General features: G+C 64.5%; 12 protein-coding genes and 1 pseudogene. 10 read left to right on the top strand and 3 right to left on the bottom strand.

Annotation, left to right across the window (positions count from 1 at the left end; all coding sequences use genetic code 11):
- Window positions 1-452: 452 nt before the first annotated feature.
- A pseudogene (locus tag Q0030_RS40620) lies at window positions 453-1,130 on the top strand (FecR domain-containing protein); the annotation flags it as partial.
- A 590-nt stretch (window positions 1,131-1,720) separates the two neighbouring features.
- Here the strand turns inward: Q0030_RS40620 and Q0030_RS40615 are convergent.
- Window positions 1,721-1,837 carry a Vmc-like lipoprotein signal peptide domain-containing protein gene (locus Q0030_RS40615; protein ID WP_363323492.1) on the bottom strand — a complete coding sequence of 39 codons (117 nt, stop codon included), beginning with the start codon at window positions 1,835-1,837 and terminating at the stop codon, window positions 1,721-1,723.
- Here Q0030_RS40615 and Q0030_RS26310 point away from each other — a divergent pair.
- On the top strand, window positions 1,803-4,616 hold the full coding sequence (locus Q0030_RS26310) for a VCBS domain-containing protein (RefSeq protein WP_363323491.1): 2,814 nt from the start codon (window positions 1,803-1,805) through the stop codon (window positions 4,614-4,616). The two genes, Q0030_RS40615 and Q0030_RS26310, sit on opposite strands and share 35 nt — an antisense overlap.
- Window positions 4,617-4,708: 92 nt before the next feature.
- Window positions 4,709-6,943, top strand: coding sequence for an adenylate/guanylate cyclase domain-containing protein (locus Q0030_RS26305; protein ID WP_298373531.1), 2,235 nt, complete (start codon window positions 4,709-4,711; stop codon window positions 6,941-6,943).
- A 184-nt stretch (window positions 6,944-7,127) separates the two neighbouring features.
- Here the strand turns inward: Q0030_RS26305 and Q0030_RS26300 are convergent, their stop codons facing one another.
- Window positions 7,128-8,735 (bottom strand): ABC transporter substrate-binding protein, encoded by a 1,608-nt coding sequence (locus Q0030_RS26300; RefSeq protein WP_298373529.1) that lies wholly within the window; start codon window positions 8,733-8,735, stop codon window positions 7,128-7,130.
- 243 nt (window positions 8,736-8,978) lie between these two features.
- Between Q0030_RS26300 and Q0030_RS26295 the strand changes: the two genes are divergently transcribed.
- The 7 genes from Q0030_RS26295 to Q0030_RS26265 all read left to right on the top strand — a co-directional run bounded on the left by Q0030_RS26295 (window position 8,979) and on the right by Q0030_RS26265 (window position 16,376).
- Complete coding sequence (locus tag Q0030_RS26295) at window positions 8,979-10,598, top strand: ABC transporter substrate-binding protein (protein ID WP_298373906.1); 1,620 nt, start codon at window positions 8,979-8,981, stop codon at window positions 10,596-10,598.
- A gap of 197 nt (window positions 10,599-10,795) precedes the next feature.
- Window positions 10,796-11,749, top strand: a complete 954-nt coding sequence (locus Q0030_RS26290; RefSeq protein WP_176528672.1) for an ABC transporter permease — start codon at window positions 10,796-10,798, stop codon at window positions 11,747-11,749.
- A 91-nt stretch (window positions 11,750-11,840) separates the two neighbouring features.
- Window positions 11,841-12,728, top strand: a complete 888-nt coding sequence (locus Q0030_RS26285; protein WP_298373525.1) for an ABC transporter permease — start codon at window positions 11,841-11,843, stop codon at window positions 12,726-12,728.
- A gap of 3 nt (window positions 12,729-12,731) precedes the next feature.
- Window positions 12,732-13,805 carry an oligopeptide/dipeptide ABC transporter ATP-binding protein gene (locus Q0030_RS26280; RefSeq protein WP_298373522.1) on the top strand — a complete coding sequence of 358 codons (1,074 nt, stop codon included), beginning with the start codon at window positions 12,732-12,734 and terminating at the stop codon, window positions 13,803-13,805.
- Window positions 13,802-13,993 (top strand): hypothetical protein, encoded by a 192-nt coding sequence (locus tag Q0030_RS26275; RefSeq protein WP_298373521.1) that lies wholly within the window; start codon window positions 13,802-13,804, stop codon window positions 13,991-13,993. The genes Q0030_RS26280 and Q0030_RS26275 overlap by 4 nt, the downstream gene beginning before the upstream one ends.
- Window positions 13,990-15,402 (top strand): amidase, encoded by a 1,413-nt coding sequence (locus Q0030_RS26270; protein ID WP_298373520.1) that lies wholly within the window; start codon window positions 13,990-13,992, stop codon window positions 15,400-15,402. Before Q0030_RS26275 ends, Q0030_RS26270 begins: the two co-directional genes overlap by 4 nt.
- Window positions 15,399-16,376, top strand: a complete 978-nt coding sequence (locus tag Q0030_RS26265; protein ID WP_298373517.1) for an ABC transporter ATP-binding protein — start codon at window positions 15,399-15,401, stop codon at window positions 16,374-16,376. Before Q0030_RS26270 ends, Q0030_RS26265 begins: the two co-directional genes overlap by 4 nt.
- Window positions 16,377-16,605: 229 nt before the next feature.
- On the opposite strand, the gene Q0030_RS26260 is transcribed toward Q0030_RS26265, so the two are convergent.
- Window positions 16,606-17,514 carry a LysR substrate-binding domain-containing protein gene (locus Q0030_RS26260; protein ID WP_298373515.1) on the bottom strand — a complete coding sequence of 303 codons (909 nt, stop codon included), beginning with the start codon at window positions 17,512-17,514 and terminating at the stop codon, window positions 16,606-16,608.

Here is a 17,514-nt window from a genome sequence, read left to right as displayed (position 1 = left end):
GGTCCGGGTCCCGAAAACTTTACCGATTTGTGAAACGGACCAGCGAACCTTTTTCCACCGCGAAATGCCTCATCCTTGCCTTCTGGTTAACCCGGCCGATCTGCGCACGGGATAGCTGCGATTTGTAAGCCAGGTCACAGCTTTAGCCGGAAAATTGGGGTCAAATGCCCTCTCGGGGCTGCGGGGAAATAAAGGCAAGTAGAGAAATGTCAGTGAATACCACGAATACGTGGCTCAGTACCCATCTTGGCTTGAATCCCATCTCATGGTACCGTCATGTGAGTCGCAAATACATGACTCATGAGAGCGTGAGCCAAGTCACACCCAGTCAAACCGCGCAATCAGAGCACCTCGCGAAAGCACAGGATGGTTTCGCGAAGCTTTATCCGATGATATGCAGGCGTAATCATTCGGATATTCTACCAATATTAACCTTCGTGCGGTGATCCGCAGTGAACTTTGTCGAGAAATTCGACGGCTATTTGCCGAACACGGACGCTTATGCCCGTGGATCGGTGCATGTCGACAGCGTTTCCACCCACACTCCGCCCGGCGCGATCACCGTCGACGACGGGCAATTGCTGTTCACCGGCGACTTCAAGCGGACCGGGCTCGATCTCGTCATCTCGAAGGACGACCGGGAACTCGTCCTGCACGACTATTTCAAGGGTGAGAAACACGCGGCCCTGGCGTCGCCTGAAGGCGCGCATCTCACCGGCGACCTCGTCGCCGCGCTCACCGGCCACACCCAATATGCCCAGGCCGGCGGCGCGGTGGAACCGGCGAAGGTCATCGGCCACGTCACCAAGCTGGCGGGCAACGCCACCGCGATCCGCAATGGTGTCGCGATCGTCCTGAACCAGGGCGACAACGTCAACAAGGGTGACGTGGTGCAGTCCGGCGGCGACTCGACGCTCGGCATTACCTTCATCGACGGCACCGTGTTCGGTCTCGGACCAAACGCCAAGATGGTGCTGAACGAGATGATCTACGACCCGAACGGGTCGAGCAACTCGTCGCTGATGAGCCTCGTCTCGGGCACGATCTCATTCGTTGCCGGCGCGACCGCCAAGCATGGCGACATGAAGGTCGATACGCCGGTTGCGACCATGGGCATCCGCGGCACCGCAGTGCTGGTCGAGATCGATTTCGACGTGCAGGGCGCGGGTGGTGTGCCGCCGGCCAAATTCCAGGTGCTGGTCGAGCCCGATGGCAGCACCGGCTCCTACATCCTGTTCGACAAGACGACGCTCAATCCGATCGCGACCGTCGATCAGGCCGGCACCCAGACCATCGTCAACGGCCAGGGCAGCGTCAGCTTCGTCTCGTCGGCGCAACTGTCGACCGATGCGCAGAAGCTCATCTCCGACGTTTTCGCGTTGAAGTTTACCGACAATTCGAATCCCAATACCAAGCTCACGACGAACTTCACGGACAGCGTCGTCCCGGTCACGATCGGCCTGAAGCTCGCGACCGGCGAAGCTTTCGTGCCGATCAACTTTCTGCTCGGTTTGACCAACAATCCCGGATCGCAGGCTGCGCCCATCAAGTCCGACCACATTGCCGGGGCGCCGCATGTCGTGACACAGAATGCGGCGTTCACCGAACAGCCCGGACAGACCCATAGCACGCTGCCCGACACGGTGACCGGCCAGATCACCTGGGTGGACGTCAATCTCGGCGACAAGCCGACTGCAACGATCAACTTCAGTACGTTCAGCTACCACGACGCCAGCGGCAACGACGTCACCTCGTCGCTGACGGCGGCGGAACAGGCGGCGATCGCGGCGGTCGAGGTCCCGGTGCTGCTCGACCCCAATCCGCTGAACAGCAACATCGGCTCGGCAACCTGGACCTACAGCCTTGCCGACGGCGCCTTCGACTTCCTCGCCGCCGGCGAAACGCTGACGCTCACCTATATGGTGCGCGTCGACAACAACTACGCGCTGAGCAACGAGACCGCATTCAAGACTATCACCATCACGATCACCGGCACCAACGACACGCCGGTCGTGACGTCCTCGGCGCAGGTCGGTTCGATCACCGAACTCCCATGGACGACGAATTCCTCCGTGCACGATACGGCGCATGGCACGGTGACGTTTACCGATGCCGATTTGACCGACACCCACACGGTCGCCATCACCGGCGTCACCGCGACCGGCTTCACTGGCGGAATTCCCAACCAGGCCACCATGCTGAGCTGGCTGTCGCTGGGCACGCTGACCGATTCGACCGACGGCGTGATGGGATCGCGCTCCTGGACGTTCTCGGCCGCCGACAAGAGTTTCGATTATCTCGCTGCCGGCGAGACCCTGACGCTGATCTACACGATCCAGATCGACGACCATCATGGCGGCGTCGTCACGGTCCCCGTCACGATCACGATCGTCGGCACCGACGACAAGCCGGTGATTACCTCGCCGACCCAGGCAGCAGCCATCACCGAGGCCGAGGGCGTAACCGGTTCGACGAATCCCGATACCGCGTCCGGCACCGTGACCTTCACCGATGTCGATCTCAGCGACACCCACAGCGTTAGCGTTGCCAGTGTCACCGAAACGGGCGTGACCACCGGGCTCCCCGATCAGGCGACGATCCTGAGCTGGCTGTCGCTCGGCACGCTGAAGGATTCGACCGGCGGCGTCACCGGATCCAGCGCCTGGACGTTCTCGGCCGCCGACAAGAATTTCGACTATCTGGCGGCCGGCGAGAAGCTGACGCTGACCTACCTGATCCAGGTCGACGACCACCATGGCGGCGTCGTCACCCAGCCGGTCACGATCACCATCACCGGCACCAACGACGTTCCGACATTCACATCGGCGCCGCCGACTGCCTCGATCACCGAGGCGATCGGGGAGACCGGCTCGACCAAGCCGGACGTGGCTCAAGGCGCGGTGGCGTTTGCCGACGTCGATCTCAGCGACACCCATACCGTGTCCATCACCGGCGTCGCGGAATCCGGCACGACCACAGGCCTGCCTGAGGACGAGTCCACGGTCCTGAACTGGCTGTCGCTGGGGACGCTGACGGATTCGACCGGCCATGTGAACGGATCGCAGGCCTGGACCTTCTCGGCCGCGGACAAGAATTTCGATTATCTCGCCGCCGGCGAGACGCTGACGCTGACCTACACAGTCAAGATCGACGACCATCATGGTGGCGTGATCAGCGAACCGGTGACGATCACGATTACCGGCAGCAACGATGCGCCGACCGTCACGTCTCAAGCGCAGGCGGCCACCATCGCCGAGCAGCCCGACACGACCGGTTCATCCAAGCCGGACAGCGCATCGGGCACCGTGACGTTCACCGATGTGGACCTCAGCGACACCCACACGGTGAGCATCACCGGTGTGGCCGAGTCCGGCGCGACCACGGGCCTGCCCGAGGACCAGTCCACCATCCTGAACTGGCTGTCGCTGGGCACGTTGACGGATGCGACCCATGGCGGGATTGGATCGTCCACCTGGACGTTCTCGGCTGCGGACCAGAATTTCGACTACCTCGCCGTCGGCGAGACGCTGACGTTGAAATATACGGTCCAGATCGATGACCATCATGGCGGCGTCATCACCACGCCCGTGACGATTACGATCAACGGCGCCAACGACGCACCGACGCTGGCTGACGTCAACGCCGGCACGCTCACCGATACCGCTGCGTACGACACGTTCAGCCCGCTCACCGGCGCGCTGCACGGCCATGACGTCGACGATGGCGAGACTGCGACGCTGACCTATGCCGCCCTCAATTCGGACCACGTCGCGGTCAACTCCTCGATCGCGGGCCTCTACGGCTCGCTCACGGTTAATCCGGATGGCACTTACAGCTACGTTCCCGACTCCGCCGCGATCAATGCGCTGGCCAAGGGCACCTATGCCGACACGTTCACCGTCGAGACCATCGATGCCCATGGCGCGACCGGGACTGCGACGCTGACGGTCGATGTGGTCGGCGCCAACGACGCGCCGGTGATCCATACCGACAACATCAGCATCACCGAAAATCCCAATGGGACCGAAACGATCTCCGGGCTGACGGTCACGGATGTCGATGCCGGCGCCAACGAGAACTTCACCCTGGCTGCCGCGACGAACCCCGGTTCGGGCAGCAGCGTCGCGCCGCCGGCGCTGCTCGGCCATCTCTCGGCTATCAACACCGCGCTCGGGTCGCCGGGCCTTGTCTACGATCCGGGCCAGACCCCGCCGGCGACCGACAAGATAGCGCTCTCCGTGACCGACGGCCATGGCGCGAGCGACGCGGTCAATCTGATCTTCAATGTCCAGCAAAATCCGTCTCAGCCGGTGACGCTGACGGGCACCAGCGACAAGGACGTGTTCTTCGGATCGGGCTATCAGGACAAGTTCGTGTTTGCGCCGAACTTCAACCACGACACGATCCTGAACTTTACGCCGGGCCAGGACCAGATCGACCTGTCGACGGTCGTCTCGACAAGCACCTTCAGCAGCTGGTTCGATCAGCATGTGGCGACGTCGCCGACCAATTCGGCCGATACGCTGATCACGGTCGACAGTGCCGATACGATCACGTTGCACAATGTCTCGAAGGCGAGTTTGTCCCAGAACGACTTCATCATTCATTATACGTGATGGGCGTCGGCCTCCTGAAAAGCCGACTGGATCCTGCATTGCGCAACGTCTGCTCGATTGGAACAACCCTCCGCGCGTGATATCCAGACGGTATGAGACGGCTGAAGGCGATACGAAGGTGGTTCGGACGGCGCTTCGGCTATGCGCGGCTGGCCTGCGTGGCGCTGTTGATCGGCTTTGCCGCGCTGCGGATCGCGGATCCGGCTCCGGTGCAGGAGCTTCGCGTCAGGACGTTCGACACGTTCCAGGTGATCGAACCGCGCCAGAAGACCGCGCGGCCCGTCACCATCGTCGATATCGACGAGAAGAGCCTCGCTGACCCCCGGCTCGGACAATGGCCGTGGCCGCGGACGCGGCTTGCCGACATCGTCATCAACCTCACCCGGCTCGGCGCCGTGGTGATCGCGTTCGACGCGGTGTTCTCCGAGCCCGACCGCCTCAACCCCGATATCGCGGCCGATACGTTCAGCAGCCTCGATGAGGAGATGCGCGCCAGGCTGCGGCAGCTGCCGAGCAACGACAGCATCCTGGCCGACGCCATCAAGAACTCGCGCGTGGTGCTCGGCGAATCCGGCGGGCCCAACGTGCGCGCCGACCTTAACGAGAAGCTCCCGGTCACCGGACTAGCGACGCTCGGCGAAGAGCCGCAGCCCTTCATGTTCATGTTTCCGGGGTTGCTGCGCAACGTGCCGCTGCTGGAGGAGGCCGCGGCCGGGCGAGGCCTGTTCACGATCAGGCCGGAACGCGACGGCATCGTCAGGCGGGTGCCGATGATCATGGTGGCGCAGGGCATCACCATGCCGTCGCTGAGCTTCGAGATGCTGCGGGTGGCGAGCGGCTCGGGCACGATCCTGATCAAGGCCGACAAGGCCGGTATCAAGAGCCTGGGCCTCAGGGGCTTTGCGATCCCGACCGATCTCCACGGCCAGCTCTGGATCCACTACGCGCGCCGAGACCCCTCGATCTACGTCTCCGCCGTCGACGTGCTGGATGGGCGGGTGCCGCCGGACAGGATCGCCGGCAAGCTGATCGTGATCGGCACCTCAGCGGTCGGGCTGAACGACATCAAGACCACGCCGGTAACGCCGGCGATGCCCGGCGTCGAGGTCCACGCCCAAGTGCTGGAGAGCGCGCTGACCGGCGACGTCGTTTCGCAGCCGAACTACGGCATCGGCATCGAGTTCTTCGCTGCGCTGATCATGGGGCTCCTGGTCATCGCCTTCGCGCCGAAGTTCGGTCCGATCACGCTCGTGGTTGTCGGCGGGATGTTCGCCTCGGTGCTGACCGGCACGTCCTGGTATTTCTATTCCCAGCACCGGCTCCTGATCGATTTCACTTATCCGCTGATGTCGACCACGGCAATCTATCTCACCCTGATCTTCTCCGCCTTCGTGCGCGAACAGCAGCAGCGCCGGCAGATCAGGTCGCAATTCGTGCAGTACATGTCGCCCGCGCTGGTCGAGCAGCTGGCGCAATCGCCGGAGCGGCTCGTGCTCGGCGGCGAAGAGCGCGAGATGACCATCATGTTCTCGGACATGCGCGGCTTCACCTCGATCTCGGAAACCTACAAGCGCGATCCGCAGGGCCTCACGGCGCTGATGAACCGTTTCCTCACGCCGCTCACCAACGCGATCCTCGCCCGCAAAGGGTATATCGACAAATACATGGGCGACGCCATCATGGCATTCTGGAATGCGCCGCTCGACGACAAGCAGCACCAGCTCAACGCCTGCGACGCCGCGCTTGACATGCTGCAGCACGTCGGCGACCTCAACCGCAAGCGCGAACAGGAAGCGCAGGAAGGTGGCCACGTCTATGTGCCGCTCAACATCGGCGTCGGCCTCAACACCGGCACCTGCGTGGTCGGCAATATGGGGTCTGATCTCAAGTTCAATTATTCGGTGCTCGGCGACAGCGTCAATCTGGCGGCGCGGCTGGAGGGGCAGTCCAAGGAGTACGGCTTCCCGATCATCGTGGGATCGAAGACCGCGCTCGCGGTGAAGGAGAAGTTCGCGATCCTCGAACTCGACTTCATCATGGTGAAGGGCAAGAAGGAGCCCGAGGTGATCTACGCGATCGCCGGGCGCGAGGACGTGGCGAATTCCGGCCGCTTCCAGCGGCTGCGCAACCTGACCATCGAGATGCTCGCCTGCTACCGCGGCCGCGATTGGGACGGCGCGCTCGCCGCGATCGAGCGCGGCCGCAAGACCGACGAGGCGCAGACGCTGCAATATCTCTACCGCCTCTACGAGGTACGGATCCGCGCCTTCCAGAAGGAGCCGCCGCCGGACGATTGGGACGGCGCCTTTGCGTTGACGACGAAATAGGCGCCGCAAACCAGCTGTCGTCCCGGCGAAAGCCGGGACCCATAACCACAAATGGGTGTTGTTAGAAAGCCGTCTGGCCGCGTGCCCATTGCGCCGGCCGCGGCGTATGGGTCCCGGCCCCCGTGCGCAATTGCGCACTGGGCCGGGACGACGGTGGAGAGCTTTACGCGGCGACGACCAACAACTACTCCAGCCCGATCTGCGTCAGATCCTGAAACCAGTGCTGCGCCTGCACGAAGGTCTTCACCTTCGGCGACAGTGCGTGCGGATTGGTGTCGTGCACCACCCACACCAGCGCGGCATCGTCGACGATCAGTGCGTGCGCCTGCGCCAGCAGCGCATCCTGCTTGGCGCTGTCGAAGGTCTGCTTGGCCTCGTCGATCAGCGCGTCGACCTTCGGATTCTTGTAGCCGCCCCAGTTGACGCCTGTCGGCGCCACCTGGCCGGAATGGAAGAACCGCACGATAGCGTAGAGCGGATCCGAGGTGACATAAGCGATGTTGTTGGCGGTGATGCCGGCGTTCATCTCGTCGGCGGCGCCCTTGCGCCAGTGCGAATAGAGTGTCTCGAGCTCGACCACCTTGAAGTCGATATCGATGCCGATCTCCTTGAAGCTCTGCTGCAGGAATTCGTTCATCGGCAGCGACAGCATCTGCCCGGTGCCGCCCTGGGCGATGATGAAGGTCGTCTTCAGCGGCTTGTCCCTGGAATAGCCGGCTTCCTCCACCAGCTTCTTCGCGGCCGCGAGGTCGTATTTCAGTTCGAAGCTCGGCTTGCCGAACCACGGGCTCGACGGGTCGACCTGGCCCTTGGCCGGCTTGGCGAGGCCATTCATCAGGCCAACCACCGCATCGCGGTCGATCGCGAGGTTGAGCGCCTTGCGCAGGCGGATGTCGGTCCAGGGCGAGCCCGGCAGCACGCTCAAATGATAGTTCCAGACATGCGGCGTCACGTTGTCGACGATCCTCATGCCGGCGGCCTTGAGCTGCGGCACGGCATCGGGCGCCGGCGTTTCGATCAGGTCGACCTGGCCGGCCAGCAGCGCGTTGGTGCGGGTCAGCGCCTCCGGCATCGGGATCAGGATCATCTTGTCGACCTTCGCCAGCCGCTTCTTGTCCCAATAGTCCGGGTTCTTGGTCAGCTCGGCGAGCTCGCGCGGCACCAGCTTGGTCAGCTTGAACGGGCCGGTGCCGGAGGGCTGGCTGGCGAACTTGTCCCAGTCCTTGCCGAGCTTCTCGTATTGCGCGGGGCTCGAGACCAGGAACCAGAGCATCTGGTAAGGGAAGAAGGAGTCGACCGTCTTGGTGGTGATCTCGATGGTCTGGTCGTCGATCTTGGCGTAGCTCGCGACCGAGGGCAGCCGGGTCTTGACCTGCGCGCTCTGCCGCTTGTCGAATTGCGGTGCCTTGTCGTTCAGCACCTTGTCGAGATTCCAGATCACCGCGTCGGCGTTGAAGTCGCTGCCGTCGTGGAATTTCACGCCCTTGCGCAGGGTGAAGCGCCATTTGGTCTTGTCGTTGTCATCGACCTTCCATTCGGTCGCAAGCCCGGGCACCAGCTTGCCCGGCCGGTCGGCAACGTCCATCTCCCAGGCCACCAGCGGATCGTAGATCGTGTAGGCCGTGAACTGATAGGCGCCGGCGCCGCGATCGGGCTGGCCGGTCGTCAGCGGAATGTCGGCCATCGAAATGCCGTAGCGCACAATGGACTCTGCTCGCGCTGAGTTGGCCGGCCAGCCCGCGGTCAGGGCGAGCGCCATTGCCGCCGTCAGGATCGAATTGCGCGCGCGCATAAGAAGGCTCCGTTGGTGGGAAGTCGGGGCCAAATCTTGCAAGCATGATGCCAGAATAGGCATCTTCGCACGCTTCAGGCGCGAGGTGGGAAGAAATGACGCGCCCAGCGGTTATTTGCTGAAGAACTATTCCCCTTGGCACAGGCATTGCATACGCTTGCCCAAGAAATAATCACCAAAACGTCACCAGACTTCGAAGGGGTTGCTCAGATGCGTAACAGGAAGACCAATGCGACGGCGATCATGCTGGCGCTTGCGATGGCCGCGTGTGTGCCTGTTATCGCCAGCGCCGAGACCGTGCTGCGTATTGGCATGACGGCTGCCGATATTCCGCGCACGCTCGGGCAGCCCGACCAGGGTTTTGAGGGCAACCGTTTCACCGGGCTCACGATGTATGACGCGCTGACGATGTGGGACCTGTCCTCGTCGGACAAGGCGAGCGCGATGATTCCGGGCCTCGCCACCGAGTGGAAGGTCGACGACGCCGACAAGACCAAGTGGGTCTTCAAGCTGCGTCCCGGCGTCAGCTTTCACGACGGCTCGCCGTTCAATGCCGACGCGGTGGTCTGGAACGTCGACAAGGTACTGAAGCAGGACGCGCCGCAGTACGACGCGAGCCAGGTCGGCGTCACCGCCTCGCGGATGCCGACGCTGGTGTCGGCGCGCAAGATCGACGACATGACGGTTGAGTTGACCACCAAGGAGCCGGACAGCTTCCTGCCGATCAACCTCACCAATCTGTTCATGGCGAGCCCGGCCAAGTGGCAGAAGTTCTACGACAAGGCCGAAGGTGCCGATGCCAAGGCGAAGTCGCAGGCCGCCTGGGCGGCGTTCGCCAAGGACGCTTCGGGCACCGGCCCGTGGAAGATGTCGAGCTTCACGCCGCGCGAGCGGCTCGAGCTGGTGAAGAACGAGAACTACTGGGACAAGGCCCGCGTGCCGAAGACCGACAAGATGGTGCTGTTGCCGATGCCCGAGGCCAACGCGCGCACTGCGGCGCTGCTGTCGGGGCAGGTCAACTGGATCGAGGCGCCGGCGCCCGACGCGCTGCCCGAGATCAAGCAGCGTGGCTTTAATCTCTATTCCAACGAGGAGCCGCATGTCTGGCCGTGGCAGTTCTCCCGCGTCGAGGGCTCGCCGTGGAATGACATCCGCGTCCGCAAGGCCGCCAACCTCTGCGTCGATCGCGAAGGGCTGCGCGACGGCCTGCTCGCGGGGCTGATGGTGCCGGCCACCGGCACGTTCGAGTCCGGCCATCCCTGGCGCGGCAATCCGACCTTCCAGATCAAGTATGACAAGCCGGCGGCGCAAAAGCTGATGCAGGAGGCCGGCTTCGGTCCCAACAAGAAGCTGACGGTCAAGATCCAGACCTCGGCATCAGGTTCGGGCCAAATGCTGCCGCTGCCGATGAACGAGTATCTGCAGCAGGCTTTGGCCGAGTGCTATTTCGATGTGCAGCTCGACGTCATCGAGTGGAATACGCTGTTCACCAACTGGCGGCGCGGCGCCAAGGATCCGTCGGCCAACGGATCGAACGCGACCAACGTCACCTATGCGGCGATGGATCCGTTCTTCGCGCTGGTGCGCTTCCTGCAATCGGGCATGGCGCCGCCGGTCTCGAACAATTGGGGCTTCATCAACAATCCGAAGTTTGATGAGCTGGTGAAGAAGGCCCGCCAGACCTTCGAACCGGCGGCGCGCGACGCCGCGCTCGCCGAACTGCACGCCGCCTCGGTCGACGATGCGGCGTTCCTTTACGTCGCTCACGACGTTGCGCCGCGCGCGATGAGCCCGAAGGTCAAGGGCTTTGTGCAGCCGAAGAGCTGGTTCGTCGACTTCTCGCCGGTCTCGGTCGTGCCGTGAGGGGGTAGCGAATACTCGGTGCACCCTCTCCCCTTGCGGGAGAGGGTGGCTTCGCGAGAGCGAAGCCGGGTGAGGGGTTGTCTCCGCGGGCGCTCCTCTCCGATCTGAAATGACTTTATCCGCGGATAGAACCCCTCATCCGGCGCGCTCTGCGCGCCACCTTCTCCCACAAGGGGAGAAGGAAGAAAGAACGCAACGTGCTCGCCTATACGTCCAGACGGATCGTCTACGTCATTCCGATCGTGCTCAGCGTTGCGCTGGTGTGCTTCCTCTTGGTGCACATCACGCCCGGCGACCCCTTGGTCGCGGTGCTGCCGGCCGACGCCTCGCAGGAGCTCGCCGCGCAATTGCGCAGCGCTTACGGCTTCGATCGCCCGTTGCCGGTGCAGTTCGGCCTGTGGCTGTGGCGCGCGATCCATGGTGATCTCGGCAATTCGATCGCCACCGGGCGGCCGGTGCTGTCGGAAGTGATGCGCGCGGTCGGCAACACCGTGATGCTTGCGATTGCGGCTGCAATGATCGGCTTCACGCTGGGCCTGCTGTTCGGCCTGATCGCCGGTTATTTCCGCGACACCTGGGTCGACAAGGTCGCGACGTCGGTCGCCATCGCCGGCGTCTCGCTGCCGCATTACTGGCTCGGCATGGTGCTGGTCATCATCTTCTCGGTGCAGCTCAACTGGCTGCCCGCGGTCGGTGCCGGTCCCGGCGGCTCCGGCGCCTGGGCGTGGGACTGGGAGCATCTGCGCTATCTGGTGCTGCCGGCGATCACCACCTCGGTGATCCCGATGGGCATCGTCACCCGCACAGTGCGCGCGCTGACCGGCGATATTCTGAGCCAGGATTTCGTCGAGGCGCTGCGTGCCAAGGGCCTGCGTGAGACCGGGGTGTTTCGTCACGTCATCAAGAACGCGGCGCCGACGGCGCTTGCGGTGATGGGCCTGCAACTCGGCTACATGCTCGGCGGCTCGATCCTGATCGAGACCGTGTTCTCCTGGCCGGGCTCGGGGCTGCTGCTGAACTCGGCGATCTTCCAGCGCGATCTGCCGCTGCTGCAGGGCACGATCCTGGTGCTGGCGCTGTTCTTCGTGCTGCTCAATCTCCTGGTCGATATCGCGCAGGCCGCGATCGATCCGCGCATCAAGCGGAGCTGAGCATGATCCGGAAAAGTGGGGACCGGTTTTCCCTCGCGACAAACGCGGAACGCGTTTGCGCGGAGATCATGCTCCAACAAAGAGCCAGCGCATGAGTGCGATGTCAGATACTGCATTGCAGGCCGCTCCCGCGACCAAGGCGCGCGGCTACTGGGCGACGGTCGGGCGTCGCATCAGGCGCGACAAGGTCAGCATGGCCTGCGCCATCATCCTGGTGCTGATCTTCGCCTCCGCGCTGCTGGCGCCATGGCTGCATCTCGCCGATCCCTATCAGGGCTCGATGATCCGTCGTCTCCGACACATCGGCACGCCGGGCTATCCGCTCGGTACCGACGAGCTCGGCCGCGACATGCTGGCGCGGCTGATCTATGGCGGACGGCTGTCGCTGGTCATCGGCATCCTGCCGGTGATCCTCGCCTTCACCATCGGCACCTCGCTCGGCCTCGTCGCGGGTTACGTCGGCGGCAAGCTCAACACCGCGATCATGCGCACCGTTGACGTGTTCTACGCCTTCCCGTCGGTGTTGCTGGCGATAGCGATCTCGGGTGCGCTCGGCGCCGGCATCACCAATTCGATCGTGTCGCTGACCATCGTGTTCGTGCCGCAGATCACCCGCGTCGCCGAAAGCGTCACCACCGGCGTCCGCAACATGGATTTTGTCGAGGCGGCGCGCGCCTCCGGCGCCGGTCCGTTCACCATCATGCGCGTGCACATGCTCGGCAATGTACTCGGCCCGATCTTCGTCTATGCCACCGGCCTGATCTCGGTGTCGATGATCCTCGCCGCGGGCCTTTCGTTCCTTGGGCTCGGCACCAAGCCGCCGGAGCCGGAATGGGGCTTGATGCTGAACACGCTGCGTACCGCGATCTATGTCAATCCATGGGTCGCGGCGCTGCCGGGCGCGATGATCTTCGCGGTCTCGATCTGCTTCAATCTGCTCAGCGACGGCATGCGCAGCGCCATGGACATCAGGAACTAGAACATGAGCGACGCCAATCTCTCCGTCGACATGCTGGAGCCGATCGCCGATATCGGCGGCGCCGCGCAGCCGCTGCTGCAGGTCAAAGGACTGACCAAGCACTTCCCGGTGCGTGGCGGGCTGTTCAGTCCACGCAAGACCGTGCGTGCCGTCGACGACGTCAATTTCGCGGTCATGAAAGGGGAGACCGTCGGTATTGTCGGCGAATCCGGCTGCGGCAAATCGACCACCGCGCGGCTGCTGATGCACCTGATGGCGCGTGATGCCGGCGACATCATCTTTGACGGCCGGCAGGTCGGCCCGGCGCTCTCGCTGCGCGATTTGCGGCGCGGTGTGCAGATGGTGTTCCAGGACAGCTACGCCTCGCTCAATCCGCGCCTCACCATCGAGGAGTCGATCGCCTTCGGACCCAAAGTCCACGGCATGGCCGATGACACGGCGCGGACGCTGGCGCGCGAGCTGCTCGGCAAAGTCGGCTTGCGGCCGGAGATATTCGCCAACCGCTATCCGCATGAGGTGTCCGGCGGCCAGCGTCAGCGCGTCAACATCGCCCGCGCGCTCGCGCTGTCGCCGCGGCTCGTGATCCTCGACGAGGCGGTTTCCGCGCTCGACAAATCGGTCGAGGCGCAGGTGCTCAATCTGCTCGCCGATTTGAAGCGCGAATTCGGCCTGACTTATCTCTTCATCAGCCACGATCTCAACGTGGTCCGCTACATCTCCGATCGCGTGCTTGTGATGTATCTCGGCGAAGTCGTCGAGCTCGGGCCGGTCGACGCGGTCTGGGACGCGCCGGCGCATCCCTATACCCGCGCGCTGCTCGCGGCGATGCCGTCATCCGATCCCGACAGGCGCACCGAGGTGCCGCCGATCTCGGGCGATCCGCCCAATCCGATCGATCCGCCGGCCGGCTGCCGGTTTCACACCCGTTGTCCGTTTGCGGAGCCGCTCTGCGCAAACGACACGCCAAAACTCAGCGATCTCGATACAATGGGCCATCAAGCGGCGTGCTACATGGCCATTGCTGGCTCCGGGCACAGCCGCGCGCCGGCAAAAGCAAAAGGAGAAAACGCGGCATGACCAGACCAGCTCCCAGGGACGTCAAGGTGATCGCGCACGTCGCCGACGTGCCCGCTGATGATGAGGTAGCGAACCGCATCGCCAATTCGATCGGCCCGGCATTCGACGGCTTCGCGCCGATTGCCGGCACGCTGCCGTTCGATCTCGAACCCGCGAGCTTCCTGCTGGCGCAGCAGGTGTCGAAATGAGCACCGAACCGGCCCTGATGACGCTGACCGCAGTCGCCAAGGCGATTGCCGACAAGAAAGTCTCCTCGCATGAGGTGACGCGCGCCGTGCTGCATCGCATTGCGGAATGGCAGCCGCGCCTCAACGCCTATATGGCGATCGAATCCGAGCAGGCGCTTGCGGCCGCAGCCGAAGCCGACGCCGCGCTCGCCAAGGGCAATAGCCGGGGTCCGCTGCACGGCGTGCCGCTGGCGCACAAGGACATGTATTACGAGGCCGGCAAGGTCGTGACCTGCGGCTCGCTGATCCGCCGCGACTTCGTGCCGAAGACGACCGCGACGGCATTGCAGCGGCTGAAGGATGCCGGGCAGGTCCGGCTCGGCTCGCTGCAGATGGTCGAGTTCGCCTATGGGCCGACCGGCCACAATGTGCATTACGGCGCGGTGCGCAATCCCTGGAACGTCGAACACATCACCGGCGGCTCGTCGTCGGGCTCGGGCTCGGCGGTCGCCGCACGTCTCACCTTTGCCGCGCTCGGCTCCGACACCGGCGGCTCGGTGCGCATGCCCGCGCATTTCTGCGGCGTCACTGGCCTGAAGACGACGGTCGGCCGCGTCAGTCGCGCCGGCGCGATGCCGCTGTCGCAGTCGCTCGATACCGTCGGTCCGCTGGCGCAGACCGCGGAGGACTGCGCGCTGCTGCTCGGCCTGATGGCCGGCGCTGACCCCGAGGATCTGACGGCGTCGACGCAACCGGTGCCCGACTATCTGGCTGCGACCAGACAATCGCTGAAGGGTCTCAAGATCGGCGTCCCGACGGCATTCTACGTCGACGACCTCGATCCTGAGGTCGCGCGCATCCTCGATGAGACCGTGGCCACCCTGAAGAAGGAAGGCGCCGAGATCGTCAAGGTCGAGCTGCCCGATCAGCGCCAGCTCAGCGCCGCGTCGCAACTGGTGCTCGCGGCCGAAGCCGCAGCTTACCACAAACGCTGGATGATCGAACGGCCGCAGGATTATGGCGCACAAGTCCTGATGCGGCTGCAGAATGGCCTCACCATTCCCGCGGTGACCTATCTCGAAGCAATGCGCTGGCGCGGGCCCGCGCTCGCCGCGCACAACGCGGCGGTCAACGGGATCGATGCGGTGATCGCGCCGTCGGCCCCGGTACCGGCGCCGACGATCGCCGAGAGCGACGTCGGCAACGGTCCGGGCGCGGAAGCGGTGATCCAGCGGCTGACGCGGTTCACCCGCCCGGTCAACTATCTCGGCCTGCCGTCTCTCTCGATTCCATCGGGCTTCACCAAGGCGGGTCTGCCGGTCGGCATGCAGCTGATCGGCCGCTCCTTCGAGGAAGCGGTGTTGCTCCGGATTGGTGCTGCCTTCCAGCGCGCGACCGACTTCCACGCCAGGGTACCCAAGCTCGCATGACCAATCTCGTCGAGATCAACAACCTCAACATCCGCTTCACCGGCGATCGCACGGTCCATGCCGTGAACGATCTCAGCCTACAGCTCGGCGAGGGCGAGGTGTTGGGGCTGCTCGGCGAGTCCGGCTCGGGCAAGAGCGTGACGCTGCGCGCGCTGATGCGGCTGTTGCCGAAGAAGCGCACGCAGATCTCCGGTAGCGTCAAGGTGCTCGGCCGCGATGTGCTGGCGATGGATGACGAGACGCTGTCCGCATTCCGCGGGCAGACCGTCTCGATGATCTTCCAGGAGCCGGCGCTGGCGCTCGATCCGGTCTACACCATCGGCCGTCAGATCGCGGAGACGGTGATGCGTCACGAGGGCAAGAGCGAGCGCGACGCCACGGCGCGCGCGCTCGAGATGCTCGAAGTGGTGCGGATCCCCTCCGCGAAACGAAGGCTGGACTCCTATCCGCATGAGATGTCGGGCGGCATGCGCCAGCGTGCGATGATCGCGCTGGCGCTGGCCTGCAAGCCGAAGATCCTGCTCGCGGACGAGCCGACTACCGCGCTCGACGCCACCGTGCAGATCCAGATCCTGCTGCTGCTGCGCGAGTTGCAGCGCGAATTCGGGATGTCCGTCATCTTCGTCACCCACGACATCGGCGTTGCCATCGAGATCTGCGACCGGGTCGCGGTGATGTATGCCGGCCAGATCGTGGAGCAGGGCGCCTTGCGCGATATCGTGCGCACGCCGGTCCATCCCTACGCGAAGGGCTTGCTGGCCTCGACCATTCACGGCGCGATGCGCGGCCAGCGGCTCGAGACCATCCCGGGCACGCCGCCCTCGCTCGACCAGGCACCGGCCAGCTGCTCCTTTGCACCGCGCTGCAAGTTCGCCGAACCGCGTTGCAGTGTGAGCCTGCCGCCGAGCGTGCAGGTCGCACCCGGCCATCTGGCACGCTGCGTCCTCGCTGAGCCGGCGGCCGCCGCGGTCTAAAGGCAGGATGAGGTTGAATGAGCTTGCCAAGGTTTCGGTTCACCTCTCCCCATCGGGGAGAGGTCGGATTGCGCCTGGCGATGCGAAGCATCGTCCAGTGCAATCCGGGTGAGGGCTCTTGCTCTCTCGATAGACCGTAACCCCTCACCCGATTTGCTGCGCAAATCGACCTCTCCCAAGGGAGAGGTGAACTTTCGACGCCGTTCCAGCTCAACCAAGCTCAGCAGGCTTAGCTCGCCCGCGCGACTGCGTCGGCGATCCAGCGCCGCACCGCCGCGATCCGCCGGTCCCGCGCCTGCTCGGTGCGCGAGATCAGGTAGATCGTCTCGCTGGGCTCGGCCTCGAACGCAAACGGCGCCACCAGCCTCTTGCCGAAGCCGGGCCGCGCCTTGATCAGCGGCGCGATCGCGATCGCAACGCCGAGCCCGTGCTCGGCGGCCTCCAGCATCGCCGGCACGCTGTCGAGCCACAGATGCCCGCGCGGGGCGAGTTGCGGCAGTCCGGCCTGCTGCAGCCAGGCCGGCCAGGCCCGCGGTTGAGTCGTGACATGGATCAGAACCTCGCGCGACAGGTCCTCCGGCCGCTGCAGTCCCGCCTTGACCAGCGCCGGCGTGCAGACCGGCTGTCCGCTGACCCGGACCAGCGGCTCGACCTTCAGCCCGGCGGCATGTTCCCGCCCGTAGCGGACCGCGACATCGACGCGCGAGCCGTTGAAGTCGGCATATTGGTGCGTGGCCTCGATCCGCAACGTCAGCTGCGGATGGCGCCGCTTGAACTCCGGCAGCGCCGGCAGCAGCACGGCGCTGGTGAAGAACGGCAGTGAGCTGATCCACAGCTCGCCGCTGGCCTCGCCGCGTCGCCGCAGCATGTCGCGGCTTGCTTCCTGCAGCGTCGCCAGCGCGACCGACACCTTTGCAAGGTAGCGTTCGCCGGCCGCGGTCAGCCGCACCGAGCGCGCGCCGCGGACGAACAGCTTGGTGCCGAACTGCTGCTCCAGTCCGCGGATCTGGTGGCTGATTGCGGACGGGCTCAGCGACAGGTCGCGCGCGGCGCGGCGGAAGCTAAACTGGGTTGCCGCGCGCTCGAAGGCGAGCAGCGCCGGCAGCGGCGGGATGGCCCGCGGATCCGGGGCGTCCAA

Origin of the sequence: uncultured Bradyrhizobium sp. (assembly GCF_947648125.1) — a bacterium.
GTDB lineage: Bacteria > Pseudomonadota > Alphaproteobacteria > Rhizobiales > Xanthobacteraceae > Bradyrhizobium.
The sequence above is the reverse complement of the archived record's forward strand: the minus strand, read 5'-3'. Positions and strand labels throughout refer to the sequence as shown.